15 protein-coding genes are annotated in these 13919 nt (G+C 56.9%); 12 read left to right on the forward strand and 3 right to left on the reverse strand.

Features of this window, described 5'->3' with window-relative positions; all coding sequences use genetic code 11:
• The first annotated feature begins 23 nt into the window (after positions 1-23).
• From KJI95_RS07590 to cobO, 7 genes are read left to right on the forward strand one after another with little or no spacing between them, the layout of a single operon-like run.
• Positions 24-818, forward strand: coding sequence for an ABC transporter ATP-binding protein (locus KJI95_RS07590; protein ID WP_214506577.1), 795 nt, complete (start codon positions 24-26; stop codon positions 816-818).
• Entirely contained in the window at positions 815-1903 is a 1089-nt protein-coding gene (locus KJI95_RS07595) for a FecCD family ABC transporter permease (RefSeq protein ID WP_214506578.1), read from the forward strand. The genes KJI95_RS07590 and KJI95_RS07595 overlap by 4 nt, the downstream gene beginning before the upstream one ends.
• Before the next feature lie 9 nt (positions 1904-1912).
• Positions 1913-2947: a nicotinate-nucleotide--dimethylbenzimidazole phosphoribosyltransferase gene (cobT, locus tag KJI95_RS07600; RefSeq protein WP_214506579.1), complete on the forward strand. Its 1035-nt coding sequence runs from the start codon at positions 1913-1915 to the stop codon at positions 2945-2947.
• 14 nt (positions 2948-2961) lie between these two features.
• Positions 2962-3744, forward strand: a complete 783-nt coding sequence (locus KJI95_RS07605) for an adenosylcobinamide-GDP ribazoletransferase (RefSeq protein WP_214506580.1) — start codon at positions 2962-2964, stop codon at positions 3742-3744.
• The gene (gene cobU / locus KJI95_RS07610) at positions 3741-4259 is read left to right on the forward strand and encodes a bifunctional adenosylcobinamide kinase/adenosylcobinamide-phosphate guanylyltransferase (protein WP_214506581.1); all 519 of its coding nucleotides are present in this window, start codon (positions 3741-3743) and stop codon (positions 4257-4259) included. Before KJI95_RS07605 ends, cobU begins: the two co-directional genes overlap by 4 nt.
• 14 nt (positions 4260-4273) lie before the next feature.
• Positions 4274-5779, forward strand: a complete 1506-nt coding sequence (locus KJI95_RS07615; protein WP_214506582.1) for a cobyric acid synthase — start codon at positions 4274-4276, stop codon at positions 5777-5779.
• Positions 5780-5808: 29 nt separating this feature from the next.
• Positions 5809-6411, forward strand: coding sequence for a cob(I)yrinic acid a,c-diamide adenosyltransferase (cobO, locus tag KJI95_RS07620; protein ID WP_214506583.1), 603 nt, complete (start codon positions 5809-5811; stop codon positions 6409-6411).
• A gap of 471 nt (positions 6412-6882) precedes the next feature.
• Here the strand turns inward: cobO and KJI95_RS07625 are convergent, their stop codons facing one another.
• Positions 6883-7566, reverse strand: a complete 684-nt coding sequence (locus tag KJI95_RS07625; protein WP_214506584.1) for a hypothetical protein — start codon at positions 7564-7566, stop codon at positions 6883-6885.
• 249 nt (positions 7567-7815) lie between these two features.
• Between KJI95_RS07625 and mpl the strand changes: the two genes are divergently transcribed.
• The 5 genes from mpl (at position 7816) to KJI95_RS07650 (ending at position 12207) form a co-directional block, all read left to right on the forward strand.
• Complete coding sequence (gene mpl, locus KJI95_RS07630) at positions 7816-9201, forward strand: UDP-N-acetylmuramate:L-alanyl-gamma-D-glutamyl-meso-diaminopimelate ligase (RefSeq protein WP_214506585.1); 1386 nt, start codon at positions 7816-7818, stop codon at positions 9199-9201.
• Positions 9198-9854: a flavin prenyltransferase UbiX gene (locus KJI95_RS07635; RefSeq protein ID WP_214506586.1), complete on the forward strand. Its 657-nt coding sequence runs from the start codon at positions 9198-9200 to the stop codon at positions 9852-9854. Before mpl ends, KJI95_RS07635 begins: the two co-directional genes overlap by 4 nt.
• Positions 9855-9861: 7 nt before the next feature.
• Positions 9862-10392: a hypoxanthine phosphoribosyltransferase gene (hpt, locus tag KJI95_RS07640; RefSeq protein WP_214506587.1), complete on the forward strand. Its 531-nt coding sequence runs from the start codon at positions 9862-9864 to the stop codon at positions 10390-10392.
• A 79-nt stretch (positions 10393-10471) separates the two neighbouring features.
• Positions 10472-11440 carry an ABC transporter ATP-binding protein gene (locus tag KJI95_RS07645; protein ID WP_214506588.1) on the forward strand — a complete coding sequence of 323 codons (969 nt, stop codon included), beginning with the start codon at positions 10472-10474 and terminating at the stop codon, positions 11438-11440.
• Positions 11437-12207: an ABC transporter permease gene (locus KJI95_RS07650; protein ID WP_214506589.1), complete on the forward strand. Its 771-nt coding sequence runs from the start codon at positions 11437-11439 to the stop codon at positions 12205-12207. The genes KJI95_RS07645 and KJI95_RS07650 overlap by 4 nt, the downstream gene beginning before the upstream one ends.
• A 153-nt stretch (positions 12208-12360) precedes the next feature.
• On the opposite strand, the gene KJI95_RS07655 is transcribed toward KJI95_RS07650, so the two are convergent.
• Both KJI95_RS07655 and panC read right to left on the reverse strand, forming a co-directional pair.
• Complete coding sequence (locus KJI95_RS07655; protein ID WP_214506590.1) at positions 12361-12870, reverse strand: DUF4124 domain-containing protein; 510 nt, start codon at positions 12868-12870, stop codon at positions 12361-12363.
• A 199-nt stretch (positions 12871-13069) separates the two neighbouring features.
• On the reverse strand, positions 13070-13915 hold the full coding sequence (gene panC / locus KJI95_RS07660) for a pantoate--beta-alanine ligase (RefSeq protein WP_214506591.1): 846 nt from the start codon (positions 13913-13915) through the stop codon (positions 13070-13072).
• Positions 13916-13919 lie beyond the last annotated feature (4 nt).

Genomic DNA, 13919 nt, shown 5'->3' on the forward strand with positions numbered 1-13919 from the left:
GATAAGCGTTTGGAGTGCCAGCCTTGAATACCTCCATCAGCGTCAGCGACCTGTGCTGGCAGGTGAACGGCCAGCCCTTGCTGGACAGGGTCAGTTTTCACCTTGCCGGACGGGGCATGTATGGCGTAATTGGCCCCAATGGTGCGGGCAAATCCTCGTTGCTGCGCTGCCTGTACCGCTTTATCCGCCCAACCTGCGGCGAAATCCTGATGAATGGCCGGCCGCTGGCGATGTTTTCCCGCCGCGAGTTTGCCCGGCTGGTGGCTGTGGTGCCGCAGGAATTGCCGCCGCTGTTTGAGTTAAGCTGCGAAGCCGTGGTCGCCATGGGGCTTATTCCCCACAAGGGCTGGCTTAGCGGCAACAACGCCGACGACATGCGCCGCATCAATACCGCGCTGGGTGAAGTGGGGCTGGAGGGTTATAACCAAAGGCCGTTTGGCAAACTCTCCGGCGGCGAAAAGCAGCGCGCACTGATTGCCCGCGCGCTGGTGCAGCAGCCCAAAATCCTTATTCTCGATGAGCCAACCAGTCATCTGGATGTGCGGTTTCAAATCGAGGTGCTGGAGCTTCTAAAGCGGCTCGATGTGTTTGTGGTGTGTACCATCCATGATTTAAACCTTGCCAGCGCCCTGTGTGACGAGCTGCTTCTGCTGGACCGTGGCCGTTTGGTCGCCAAGGGAAAGCCATCTGAGGTGCTGAGCGAGCGTCTGCTTGGGGAGGTGTTTGGCGTGTGCTGCACCGTTGAGGCCCATCCCCAGCACGGCAATCCGCTTATTCACTATTTTTACGGCTACAACGGCACGTCGGAGCATCCATGAGAGCCTTTTCAGCCTTGCTCAGACCCGTTGAGGCCCAGGGCGTGCTCACGCTGCTGCTGATGGCAGCCTGCATTCTGTCGATGGTGTTTGCCGGCATGTTTGGCGCGGCCGACATAGGTTTTCGCCAGGCATTTTCTGTGTATCTGCACGCCCTTGGCGCGCCGCTGCCAGCGGATGTGGCTTACCTTGACAGCCGTATTCTGCTTGAGCTTCGGCTGCCGCGGATTTTACTCGCCTTTGTTTGCGGCGCAGGGCTTGCGCTGTCGGGCTGGGCGCTGCAACTGGTGACCCGTAATCCGCTGGCCGATCCTTATCTTTTTGGGATAAGTGCCGGCGCTTCGCTGGGCGCAATTGTGGTGCTGAGCCTGACGGCGGGTGTAGGGGCAAGCAGCGCCGCTGCCGCGGCGGGTATGGCGGCGTCTGACAGCTGGCTTTCGGTGCTGACCTTGCCCACAGGCGCCTTTGTTGGCGCGTCTGTGTCTGTGCTTTTGGTGCTGGCGCTCAGTGGTTTTGGGCTGCAAAGCCAGGTCGAGCGAATGCTGCTTTCCGGCGTCGCGACCTCGTTTTTATTCTCTGCCCTCGGCAGCCTGGTGCTGTATTTTTCAAGCCCGCAGGTCACGGCCTCGCTGCTTTTCTGGAGCCTTGGCAGCTTTGCCCGCGCCGCCTGGGATACCCTGATGGTGCCCTGGCTGGTGTTTGGGCTGTTTGTGCTGTTTTTGCTGATAAACCGGCGCGAGCTGCTGGCGATGTCGGCCGGAGATGAAACTGCCCATTCCCTTGGGGTGCCGGTCGCCAGGCTTCGCATCATCAGTTTATTGATGTGCTCACTGATGACGGCGGTGCTGGTGGCAAGCTGCGGCGGTATAGGATTTGTCGGATTAATGATCCCACACATAGTTCGACTGATGTTTCCTGCGCGCCAGTCGCTTATGATAGTGGCCATGCTCGGCGGCCTCTTGATGGTGTGGGTGGATGTGCTGGCCCGGGCGCTGTTGCCCTCGCAGGAGTTGCCGGTTGGGGTGATAACCGCCGTGCTTGGCAGTGGCTTTTTTCTGGTGCTGCTGTTTGGCCGCAGGGATAGATAAGGACGGGTTATGTTTCAAATCAAAGCGTTGGATAAGTCTTGCGACCAAAACATCCAGCGGCGGATAGATCTTAAAACCAAGCCGGTTGGCGCCCTAGGCAAGCTCGAAAGCCTGGCGCTGCAATTGGTGCGTATGCTCGGGGATGAGCCCACTGTTGCGCGCCCGGCCATGCTGGTGTTTGCCGCCGACCATGGTATCGCCGATGCCGGCGTGTCCATTGCGCCGCCGGAAGTGACAGCGCAGATGGTGGCCAACTTTGCCGCCGGTGGCGCTGCTATCAATGTGTTTTGCCGCGAGCTTGGCTGGACACTTGAAATCATCGATGCCGGTATTCTCACGCCGCCGGACCCTTCCCTTAACGTGACCAACTGCCGCCTCGGTGCCGGTACCGGCCCTATCCATAAACGCGCCGCCATGACCTTGGGGCAAGTGGAGCAGGGGCTCGAATTCGGCCGCGCGCGGGTGCGAGCCCATCATAGTCTTGGCAGCAATTTGATTGGCCTTGGGGAAATGGGCATTGGCAACACCTCAAGCGCAGCAGCGATTATGGCGGCGCTGCTTGATATTGAGGCCAAGGACTGCGTTGGGCGCGGCACGGGTGTGGATGCTGCAACCCTCAAGCGCAAGCAGATGCTGGTGGAGCAGGCGCTGGTGCTGCACATGAGCGAGCTTGGCGACGCCAAATCTGTGCTTGCCTGTGTGGGCGGCTTTGAAATTGTGCAGATGACCGGTGCCATACTTGGCGCTGCCGAAATCGGCATTCCTGTGATGGTGGACGGATTTATTGCCACAGCTGCAGCGCTTTGTGCTGTAAAAATGTATCCTGAAACAAAGGAATATCTTATCTTTGCACACCGCTCAGGCGAGCGTGCCCATGGTATGATGCTCGAGCATCTCGGCGTTGAGCCTCTGCTTGACCTCGGGATGCGCCTTGGTGAAGGTTCGGGCGCCGCGCTGGCGCTGCCGCTTATCAAGGCGGCCTGTGGTTTTTATCGTGAAATGGCAAGTTTTGATGATGCCGGTGTGGAGCCGGTAGTTTCTTAGGTTTGAGGGCTGGTATGTCGACGTTCAAGCGTGAACTGGAGCTGTTTTTGTTGGCGCTCACTTTCTTTACCCGTATTCCTGTGCCTGTGCGGCTCGACAACAGTCCGGAGCGACTGAATCGAGCCAGCCGTTACTTCGGTCTGGTCGGTACCCTGGTTGGCCTGTTGTCGGCGCTGGTGTTTTTCCTCGCGCAGTTTGTGTTTCCTGCCTCGGTGGCCGTGGTGCTGGCCATGATTGGCTCCGTGGTGCTCACCGGCGGCTTCCATGAAGATGGTCTGGCCGATACCGCCGACGGTTTTGGCGGCGCTTTTGAGCGTGAGCGCAAGCTGGAAATCATGAAAGACAGCCGTGTCGGCTCTTACGGCTCGCTGGCACTGGTGCTGGCGCTGCTGCTGAAATTCCAACTGCTTAGTGAGCTTGCGCTTTACTCTGTCTCCAGCGTGGTCGGCGGCCTTATTCTTGGCCACACCTTAAGCCGCGCCTTTGCCGCCAGCATCATTTTTAACCACGACTATGTGCGTGAAGACGAAGACAGCAAGGCCAAGCCGCTGGCACAGTCGATGCACTGGGACGAGGTGCTGTTTTTGACCATCAGCGCGGCGGTTATCTGTTTGCTGTTTACCGGCGTGACCGCGACTGTGGTGATCCTTGGCGTCTTGTTTGTGGCCCGCACCCTGCTGGCCCGCTGGCAATATCGTCAGATTGGCGGCTACACCGGCGATACCCTCGGTGCCTGTCAGCAAATCCTTGAGCTTTGCGTCTATCTGGCGCTGCTGCTTCTGTGGAGCCAGTCTTGATCCATTTGGTCCTCGGTGGTGCCCGCAGCGGCAAGAGCCGCTTCGGTGAACACTGGGTCCAGAGTCAGGCATCGAGCGGCATCTATATTGCCACTGCCATCGCCGGTGATGCGGAGATGGCAGCGCGCATCGCGCATCATCGCGCCGGTCGTCTTCAATCGGGTTTTAACTGGCAACTGATTGAAGAATCATACGATTTACCTACTCTCCTCAATTCGCTTTCAGGCTCGGATAAGCCGGTGCTGGTAGATTGCCTAACCCTGTGGCTGACTCAGTGTCTGGTCAGGCAGCCTGAGCAGCTCACGCCTTGTTGCGATGCCCTGCTTGCGGCAGTGGCAGGATTTCAGGGGCAGCTTATCCTTATCAGCAATGAGGTAGGTTCGGGCATAGTGCCGCTTGGGGAGCTCAGCCGCCAGTTTGTGGATGCGGCGGGGCGGCTCAATCAGGCGCTGGCCGAGCGCGCCGACAAAGTCACCCTGGTGGTGGCGGGCTTGCCGTTACACCTCAAAAACTAAAATGGGAGTCACCCATGGCCTGCGCTACGCTCATGATCCAGGGCACAGCATCCGATGCCGGCAAAACCACCCTGGTCGCAGGGCTTTGCCGTGTGCTTGCCCGCAGCGGCTTTGCCGTTGCCCCCTTTAAACCGCAAAATATGGCGCTCAACAGCGCCGTGACTGAAGATGGCGGCGAAATCGGCCGCGCTCAGGCGCTGCAGGCCATTGCCTGTGGCCTTAAACCCCATACAGATTTCAATCCGATTTTGCTCAAACCCGGCTCAGATACACGCGCCCAGGTAATAGTGCATGGCAAGGCCATGACGGCGCTGGAAGCGAGCGAGTTTTTTGGCCCCGCCGGTAAAAATTACAAGGCGCTGGCGATGCAGGCGGTGCTCGAGTCCCACGCGCGCCTTAGCAAACAATATCAGTGTCTTTTGGTGGAGGGCGCCGGCAGTCCGGCCGAAATTAACCTGCGGGAGAACGATATTGCCAACATGGGTTTTGCCGAGGCGGTGGACTGCCCGGTGATCCTGGTGGCCGATATCGACAAAGGCGGCGTGTTTGCCCAGCTCGTTGGTACGCTTGCGCTCCTGTCCGAGTCGGAGCAGGCGCGGATTAAGGGCTTTGTTATCAACCGTTTTCGCGGCGATTTGAGCCTGCTTAAGCCGGGGCTCGATTGGCTTGAAGCCCATACAGGCAAGCCGGTGCTCGGCGTGGTGCCCTATCTGCATAATCTGCTGCTGGACGCCGAAGACGCGCTGGTGCCCTATGCGCGCCAGAGCAGCAGTAAGCCTCGCTTTCGGGTGCGGGTGCTGGTGTATCCCCGCACCAGTAATCACACTGATTTTGACCCCATCCGCCTGCACCCCGATATCGACTTTGATTACATCGACATTCAAAACGCGGCCGATGATGTGCTGATTGGCGCAGACTTGTTGATCTTACCCGGCAGTAAAAACGTACGGGCAGATCTGGCCACGCTCAAGGATAAGGGCTTTGATAAGGCCATTGCCCGCCACTTGCGCTACGGCGGCAAGCTGATGGGGATTTGCGGCGGCTATCAGATGCTCGGGCTTGAGATTGACGACCCGCTCGGCATCGAGGAGGGCGTGGGCTCAAGTGAAGGGCTTGAGCTTTTGCCGGTGATAACAGAGCTTAAACCGGCCAAGGTGCTGGCCAATGTCACAGGTGAGCTGACCCTTGGCAGCGAGGCGGTGGCGGTAAAAGGCTATGAAATTCACTGCGGCCGAACCTCTGTGCTTGGCAAGCTTAAGCGGCCGCTGTGGCTGCTCGATGAACGGGGTGCCAGCGCCGATGCAGGCTGCATCAGCGACGATTATCAGGTATTCGGCACCTATCTGCACGGCATATTCGATACCCCCGAGGCGCTCGATGCCGTGCTTGGCTGGGCGGGGTACCGGGGTGAGGGCAAGGCTGTATCGCTGGATGAGCACCGCGAGCGGCAGCTTAATCGCCTTGCCGACACGCTGGAGGCGCATCTGGATATGGATAAACTCAAATCTCTGTTTTTATAAACAACAATAGCAAGTGTGAAGGAAGAACAATGTCTGACTCCCGCAGCGACGAGCGCCATAAGGCCCGTCAGCAAAAGGTGAAAGAGGCCGTAGACGCCAAGGTGGCCGCCGCCAACATAGAGAGGGGCGTGCTGATGGTGATCACCGGTAACGGCAAGGGCAAAACCACCGCCGGTTTCGGCACTGTTGCCCGCGCCGTGGGCCACGGTAAACGTGCCGCCGTGGTGCAATTTATTAAGGGCAACTGGGACTGCGGTGAGCGTAAGCTGCTTGAAGGCGCAGGCGTGCCCTTTGAAGTCATGGCCACCGGCTTTACCTGGGAAACCCAAAACCGCGACACCGACACCAAAGCCGCCGAGAAGGCCTGGGCGCAGGCCGAGATTTGGCTTAAAGATGAAAGCATTGACCTTATTTTGCTCGATGAACTCACCTATATGCTGAGTTACCACTATCTTGATCTCGAGCGGGTGCTCGAGGCCTTTAAAAATCGCCCGCCGATGCAGCATGTGATAGTCACTGGCCGTAATTGCCACCGCCAGCTACTTGAGCTTGCCGATACCGTGAGTGAGATTGAGTGTGTGAGGCATGCGTTTGAGGCAGGTATAAAAGCCCAGCCCGGCTTTGACTTCTGATCCTGCTGCCTGCTCTCGCGGCTGACGTCATTGTCTTCGTCACTCTGTCCCATCACGTAGCGCTGCTACGCTCAGGGCCATATTGACTCGACGGCTTTGTCAGTCGCGAGATCAGCTTGCAGGATGTTTCGCTTCCCATTGATGACGTTTAAATCCGATGCCTGCTCTCGTAGCTGACGTCATTGTCTTGGTCACTCTGTCCCATCACGTAGCGCCGCTACGCTCAGGGCCGTCACCGCTCGGCGGCTTTGCCAAAAGCACCAATCACTGTGCTGAATGGTAGCTACTGCTGGGGTATGAGGCGGCATTGCCTGCAAGATTTCACTCCATCACGTACTGAATGTTCTTGGTTGCCGAAGAGCGCGGCAAAGCTCCGATCATTTTTAGATTGGCTGCTTACTCTTGCTGCCAGCAGCAAAAAGGGCAGGCTGGGCCTGCCCTTTGGGCGTTGGATAAGCGCTGTAGTCAGGCTTATTTGACTGTGCCTGTTGCCTTGTTTATTTCTTTATTGGCGTCGCTGGTCACCTGATTGGTGAGCGCCTGTTTGACGCCGGCCGGGGCGCTGTCGCCCATGGCTTTGTCGATGCCTTGGGTCACGCCCTGATTGACGCCCTGAGTTACAGTGTCAGTCACAGCATTGGTAGCCTTTTCGATGGCTTTTTGCTGCAGGCGCTCCGGGCTTGCGTAGTCAACCAGTTCGGCTGGCCAGCTTGGGGCCACTTCGCCAACCTTGTCTTTCACGGCCTGCTGCAGCGGCTCGGCAAATACCTGAGTCACATCGCCCTGAATCAGCATTACCGCCATCTGGTTAGTCTCACTGTTCCACACAAAGCCTGCTTTTTCAGCCATTTCGGGTACAGGCGTGTAGCGCGACACCATATAGAACAGCGGGCCTTCCTGTTGCAGCTCGTTGGCGGTTTGCAGCATTTTTACCGCTGTGCCGTAGTGCTCGCCCAGCATGGGCTCGAGGCGGCTTTTGATCATCGGCTGTTCGAGCAGGTTAACCTGATTGGGGTCAAGACCAACCAGGGGTTTGAGCAAAGCCCACAGCAACTGGCTCTGGGGCGACAACATCAACAGCGGAGCGACACAGGCCTGCAGGGAGAGCAGGCACACCAGTGCCAAAGCCCAGCGACGGGGCGAGAAAGCAAACATGGTTGAATGGTTCCTGAATAAAGGATTGGGTTGGGGATAAAATCGGCAAGCATTCTAGCTGGGGCGCACAATTTGAGCCATGGGGGGAACAAGAATTTTTTAGTCGAAAGACTGAGTTGCCATATCGGCTGTCGGCTCGCCTTTGCCGGGACAGGGCGGTACAATGGCAGTCGATTTTTTCACTTCTTTTTGCGGTACAGGGGTTTTGCGGTTTCGTTGGCTCTATGGTACCCGGTTCGGCAGGAGCCTATGCACGTACATATTCTTGGGATTTGCGGCACTTTCATGGGTGGTCTGGCGCTGTTGGCGCGCGCCATGGGACACAAGGTCACAGGTTCGGATGCCAACGTTTATCCGCCGATGAGCACCCAGCTTGAACAGCAGGGGATTGAACTTATTCAGGGCTTTGACCCCTCGCAGCTCGATTGCGGGCCGGATCTGGTGGTGATTGGCAATGCCATGAGCCGCGGTAATCCCTGCGTCGAAGCTGTGCTTGAAAAGGGCATGGCCTATACCTCCGGGCCGCAGTTCCTGCACGACCATATTCTACCGGGCCGCTGGGTGCTTGCTGTGTCAGGTACTCACGGCAAGACTTCGACCTCGAGCATGCTGGCGTGGATTTTGGAATCCTGCGGCTATGAGCCGGGCTTTTTGATTGGCGGCGTGCCGCAAAACTTTGGCGTGTCGGCGCGTCTGGGTAACTCACCGTTTTTTGTGGTTGAGGCCGATGAGTACGACAGCGCCTTTTTCGACAAGCGCTCCAAGTTTGTCCACTATCAGCCGCGCACGCTGGTGATCAATAACCTCGAGTTTGACCATGCCGATATCTTTGACACTCTGGCAGATATCCAGCGCCAGTTCAGCCACGTGGTGCGTACCGTGCCTGCGTCCGGCAAGGTGATTTGGCCCAAAGACAGTAAGGCCGTGGCCGAGGTGCTCGACAAGGGCCTGTGGAGCGAGCAGGAAACCTTCAGTCATCAGTCTGGTGCCGATTGGTCGGTGAAGCCGCTCAGCGCCGATGGTCATGAGTTTGAAGTGCATTTTGCTGGTGAATCGCAGGGTGTGCTCGACTGGCAGCTTATCGGTAACCACAACATGGAAAATGCGGTGATGGCGATTGCCGCCGCGCGCCATGTGGGCGTAAAGCCTAAGGCCGCCATCGATGCACTCAAGAGTTTTGCACCGCCTAAGCGCAGGTTGGAGCTCCTTGGTGAAGTGGCAGGTGTGAGTCTGTACGATGATTTTGCCCATCACCCCACCGCCATCGAAACCACCCTTAAAGGGCTGCGCGCCAAAGTCGGCAATGCGCGTATTTTTGTGGTGCTGGAGCCACGCTCCAACACCATGAAACGTGGCGTGCATAAAGACACCCTTGGGCTGTCGATGGCGCTTGCCGATGCCGCTTACCTGTATCAGGCCGACAATATCGGCTGGGATATCCGCGATGCCATGGCCAACGCGCCGCTGCCGGTGGATGTGGACTATGATATTGATACTCTGGTCGCCAAGGTGGCGTCACAGCTTAAGAGTGGCGATCATCTGGTGGTGATGAGTAACGGCGGCTTTGGCGGCATTCATGGCAAGCTCAAGACCGCCATCGCCGAGGCCCACGATAAGGTAAACCAGGCACTATGACAGTGAGCCTCACCCCCAAAGCGCGCAGTATCAGCCTGGCCTGGACCGGCGCCTCTGGCGCGCCTTATGGCCTGACCTTGCTTAAATGCCTGCTCGAGGCGGATTATCGGGTGTTTTTGATGGTTTCCAGCGCCGCCCGGGTGGTGTTTGCCACCGAAGAGGGGCTGAAACTCTCGGCCGATGGCGCCAAGGCCGAGGCGCAAATCCGCGACTTTATCGACTGCCGCGCCGGTGAGCTGATTGTGCTTGGCAAGGATGAGTGGTTTTCGCCGCCGGCGTCAGGCTCAGCCGCGCCAAAACAGATGGTGATTTGCCCTTGCTCCACCGGCACCTTGGCAGCAGTTGCTACCGGCATGAGCAATAATCTGCTTGAGCGCGCCGCCGATGTGATGCTCAAAGAGCGCGGCCAGTTGATTCTGGTGCCAAGGGAAACACCCTTTAACGCCATTCACCTTGAGCACATGCTTAAGCTCACCCAACTTGGCGCAGTGGTGATGCCTGCGGCACCCGGCTTCTACCACAATCCCAAATCAGTACAGGATCTGGTAGACTTCCTCGTCGCACGAATTCTTGACCATTTGGGCGTAGCCCACAGCCTGACCAAGCGCTGGGGTTATGGTGGCGAAGCTGCCACACAAGCTTCTGATAATTGAGAGTAATATGAAACACACCATCGAAGAGATGATCTCGGTTGCCGAGATTGACCAAAAGCTGAACGAACTGGCTGATCGTATCAACGCCCATTACCAGCACAGCGAGCGCCTGCTGATGGTGGGGCTGCTGAAGGGATCGGCGGTGTTTATGGCCGACCTGTGCCGCCGTATCAAAGGGCATGTGGAAATCGACTTTATGTGCGTTTCGAGCTACGGCAATGCCATGTCCAGCTCCCGTGACGTGAAAATCCTCAAGGACGTGCAGTCTGATATCGCCGGCCGCGACGTGCTGATTGTGGAAGATCTGATTGACTCGGGTAACACCCTCTCCAAGGTGCGTGAGCTGCTGCTGGTGCGCGAGCCAAAGAGCCTGGCGCTCTGTACGCTGCTCGATAAGCCTGAGCGCCGTGAAGTGAACGTGCATGTGGATTTTGTCGGCTTTACCATTCCTGACGAATTTATCGTTGGCTACGGTATCGACTACGCCGAGCAGTATCGCAACCTGCCTTACATCGCCAAGGTTATTCCGCTGGAGTAATGGCGACTGTGTTCAATTTCGGGGGCTTGGCCCCCGTTTTTGTTTGATATCAATTGGTTTTTGTTTGTTTGGGGGAAAGATGACAGACACGCCAGATGCGCTCACCATCTCGGGCCTTAAAAAGACCTACAAGGGTGGAGTGGAAGCGGTAAAAGGCATCAGCCTTAAGGTTGCCCAGGGCGACTTTTTTGCCCTGCTTGGCCCCAATGGGGCGGGCAAATCGACCACCATCGGCATTATCAGCTCACTGGTGCACAAGAGCGCCGGCAAGGTCAGTGTGTTCGGCCACGACCTTGATACTGACCTTGAAGCGGCCAAGCTCTGCATTGGTTTGGTGCCGCAGGAATTTAACTTCAACCAGTTTGAAACCGTGCTGCAGATTGTGGTTAATCAGGCCGGTTACTATGGTGTAAGCCGCCCGGTGGCGCTGGAGCGCGCCGAGAAGTACCTCAAAGCACTGGATTTGTGGGAAAAGCGTAACAGCCCGTCACGCCAGCTCTCAGGCGGCATGAAGCGCCGGCTGATGATTGCCAGGGCGCTGATGCATGAGCCCAAACTCCTTATCCTCGATGAGCCCACCGCCGGGGTGGATATCGAGCTTCGCCGCTCCATGTGGAGCTTTTTGACCGAGCTTAACCGTCAGGGCGTGACCATCATACTCACCACCCATTATCTGGAAGAAGCGGAGATGCTGTGCCGCAATATCGGCATCATCGACAAGGGTGAGCTGGTGGAATGCACCAGCATGAAAAAGCTGCTCTCCAAGCTGAATATGGAAACCTTTGTGCTGGATATCCGTCAGGAATTGCAGTCGGCGCCGGCCCTTGAAGGTATTCAGTGCCGTGTCACCGATGCCCACAGCCTTGAGGTGGATATCGCCAAGGAGCATAGCCTCAATCAGCTGTTTGCCCAGTTGACGGCGCAGGGCATCGAGGTGCTGTCGATGCGCAATAAGGCCAACCGTCTCGAAGAGTTGTTTGTCGCGCTGGTGGAAGGCGCCAAAACCAAGCTCTCAAGTCAGCAGCAACAGGAGAAAGCCGTATCATGAAGGCGCTGTACCTGACCGCATTCAAAAGCATTCTTATCAAGGAAATCACCCGTTTCACCCGTATTTGGGTGCAAACCCTGGTGCCGCCTGCCATCACCATGACACTGTATTTCCTGATTTTTGGCAATCTGGTGGGCAGCCGTATCGGCGAGATGGGCGGCGTAAGCTACATGGAGTTTATCGCACCCGGTCTTATCATGATGTCGGTTATCACCAACTCCTACTCCAACGTGGCCTCAAGCTTTTTCAGCGCCAAGTTTCAGCGCAACCTTGAAGAGCTTATCGTCGCGCCCGTGCCCCATTATGTGATGATTGCCGGCTACGTGGGCGGCGGTGTGGCGCGTGGCCTGTGTGTTGGCGTTATCGTGACTTTGGTGGCGCTGTTTTTCGTCGACCTGAGCGTGCAGCACCTGGGGCTGGTGGCGGTGACCGTGTTTATGACTTCGGTGCTCTTTGCCCTTGGCGGCCTAATCAACGCGGTGTTTGCCAAGAGTTTTGATGATATCAGCATCATTCCGACCTTTGTGCTGACGCCGCTTACCTACCTTGGCGGGGTGTTCTATTCGCTGTCTCTGCTACCGGACTTCTGGCGCGCTGTCTCGACCCTTAACCCTGTGGTGTACATGATAAACCTGTTCCGCTACGGCTTTTTGGGCACGGCGGATTTGAGTCTGTGGCTGTCGTTTGGGGTGATGTTGGGCTTTTGCGCCGGACTTTGGTATCTGGCCTACTACCTGATTTCCCGAGGCATTGGGCTTAGAAGCTGATTGATGCGGGGTGCTTGCCAGAGCCTGTGCCCCGCACTTTTAAGAGTGATGCCATTTATTGAGTGGCAGTTTTGTAGCGGCAGTAGTGTAGAGCTGGAATTTTAGAGCCAGCTTTGCAGCGCAGCTTTGTAGAAACAGTTTTGCAGCGACGTATCAGGGATTGGTGGTCGCAGTGTCGACGTCAGCCACCTGAACGCGGCGCGCCTTCAGCAGTTCAATGGTCTTTTGGTTGTTGTCTTTGATGTCATCAAAGCGCTTGTCCATATCGGCCACTTCTTTGATAAAGACCGGATCGTCTTCCGGCTCGCCCCGCCAAAAACGCTTGCGGTTAAGCTTTTGCCGCTCGCTGGTACGCAGGATCTCGACGTAGCTGTTTTCCTGGGTCAGGCGGTAAATCTCGGCATCAATCAGCTGCACCATCTTTTCTTTGGTGATGGCGCGGCCACTCATCAGCTCACTTAAGGGATCGTTCGGATCGCTGCGCTCAGAATCAATTTCGCGGGTCAAACCCAGCTCGAGTTCCATCTGACGCTGTTTGTATTCGGTGGGGCAGGCGCTTTGTGAAAACACCACTTTATCGTCTTTGATGCATTTATAGATGGTGTCGGCCCCCGCAGCCGGTTGCGCCAGAAGAAGCAGCATTGGAAGAGCGAGGAGTCGCATCGAAAACACATCCTTTTGTCAATTGGGAAAGGGGCACCCAACAGCGTTCGTCATGAACCGGGCACAACTGTCAATAATATGACGTAACGAGCCAAAAATATCCAGAAAATGTAAACCGTTAACCCATTTGGGTGGCTTTTTGGTTTAAAAAGCAAACAAAAAGGGAGCCAAGGCTCCCTTAACACGGTTTATCCCGGTGTTAGCGGCTGAACACCAGATTATCGATAAGGCGCGCCTTGCCAATATAGGCGGCGGCCAGCACGACCAGCTCGCGGTCGGCATCGGTGGCCTTGGCGAGGGTTTTACTTGAGCGCACTTCCATATAATCGGGCTTGAAACCGGCAGCGCTGATGCTCTGATTGGCGCTGGCAACGGCGGCGTCTATGGCGCTACCGGCCTTGATATCGGCAGCCAGTGTATCGAGCGCGGCTTTCAGTGCGGCAGCGCGCTGCTTTTCATCGGCAGTCAGGTAACCATTGCGGGAGCTCATGGCAAGGCCGCTTGGCTCGCGCACTGTATCAACGCCTATGATTTCAATCGGCAGTGATAAGTCTTCCACCATGGTTCGGATGACCAGAAGCTGCTGGAAGTCTTTGCGGCCAAAGAGTGCCATGTCGCTTTGCACTATGTTAAAGAGCTTAAGCACTATGGTCGCGACGCCGCGAAAATGCCCCGGACGGCTGGCGCCGCACAGTTCATCGGAAATGCCCGGCACTTCGACGAAGGTTTGGGCATCTAGCCCCTTGGGATACATGATGTCCGGCGTTGGGGTAAACAGGAGCTCGCAGCCAGCCTCGGTCAGTGCGGCCTGATCTTCTGCCAGCGTGCGCGGGTAGGCATCTAAATCTTCGTTTTTGCCAAACTGCATTGGGTTAACGAAGATAGAGGCCACCACATGGTCGGCGCGGCGCTTGGCCTCTTTGACCAGGGTAATGTGGCCGGCATGCAGGTTGCCCATGGTGGGCACAAAGGCGACAGTTTCGCCCTTGGCACGCCAGGCACGCACCTGAGCGCGGATTTCATCGATTACGGCTGTTGTGTACATCGTG

The organism is Shewanella jiangmenensis (genome assembly GCF_018596335.1).
GTDB classification, from domain to species: domain Bacteria; phylum Pseudomonadota; class Gammaproteobacteria; order Enterobacterales; family Shewanellaceae; genus Shewanella; species Shewanella jiangmenensis.

Coding starts and splice junctions, on each gene's coding strand:
- KJI95_RS07595 (WP_214506578.1), top strand. CDS start 815: ATGAGAGCCTTTTCAGCCTTGCTCAGACCCGTTGAGGCCCAGGGCGTG.
- cobT (WP_214506579.1), top strand. CDS start 1,913: ATGTTTCAAATCAAAGCGTTGGATAAGTCTTGCGACCAAAACATCCAG.
- KJI95_RS07605 (WP_214506580.1), top strand. CDS start 2,962: ATGTCGACGTTCAAGCGTGAACTGGAGCTGTTTTTGTTGGCGCTCACT.
- KJI95_RS07615 (WP_214506582.1), top strand. CDS start 4,274: ATGGCCTGCGCTACGCTCATGATCCAGGGCACAGCATCCGATGCCGGC.
- cobO (WP_214506583.1), top strand. CDS start 5,809: ATGTCTGACTCCCGCAGCGACGAGCGCCATAAGGCCCGTCAGCAAAAG.
- KJI95_RS07625 (WP_214506584.1), bottom strand. CDS start 7,566: ATGTTTGCTTTCTCGCCCCGTCGCTGGGCTTTGGCACTGGTGTGCCTG.
- mpl (WP_214506585.1), top strand. CDS start 7,816: ATGCACGTACATATTCTTGGGATTTGCGGCACTTTCATGGGTGGTCTG.
- KJI95_RS07635 (WP_214506586.1), top strand. CDS start 9,198: ATGACAGTGAGCCTCACCCCCAAAGCGCGCAGTATCAGCCTGGCCTGG.
- hpt (WP_214506587.1), top strand. CDS start 9,862: ATGAAACACACCATCGAAGAGATGATCTCGGTTGCCGAGATTGACCAA.
- KJI95_RS07645 (WP_214506588.1), top strand. CDS start 10,472: ATGACAGACACGCCAGATGCGCTCACCATCTCGGGCCTTAAAAAGACC.
- KJI95_RS07650 (WP_214506589.1), top strand. CDS start 11,437: ATGAAGGCGCTGTACCTGACCGCATTCAAAAGCATTCTTATCAAGGAA.
- KJI95_RS07655 (WP_214506590.1), bottom strand. CDS start 12,870: ATGCGACTCCTCGCTCTTCCAATGCTGCTTCTTCTGGCGCAACCGGCT.
- panC (WP_214506591.1), bottom strand. CDS start 13,915: ATGTACACAACAGCCGTAATCGATGAAATCCGCGCTCAGGTGCGTGCC.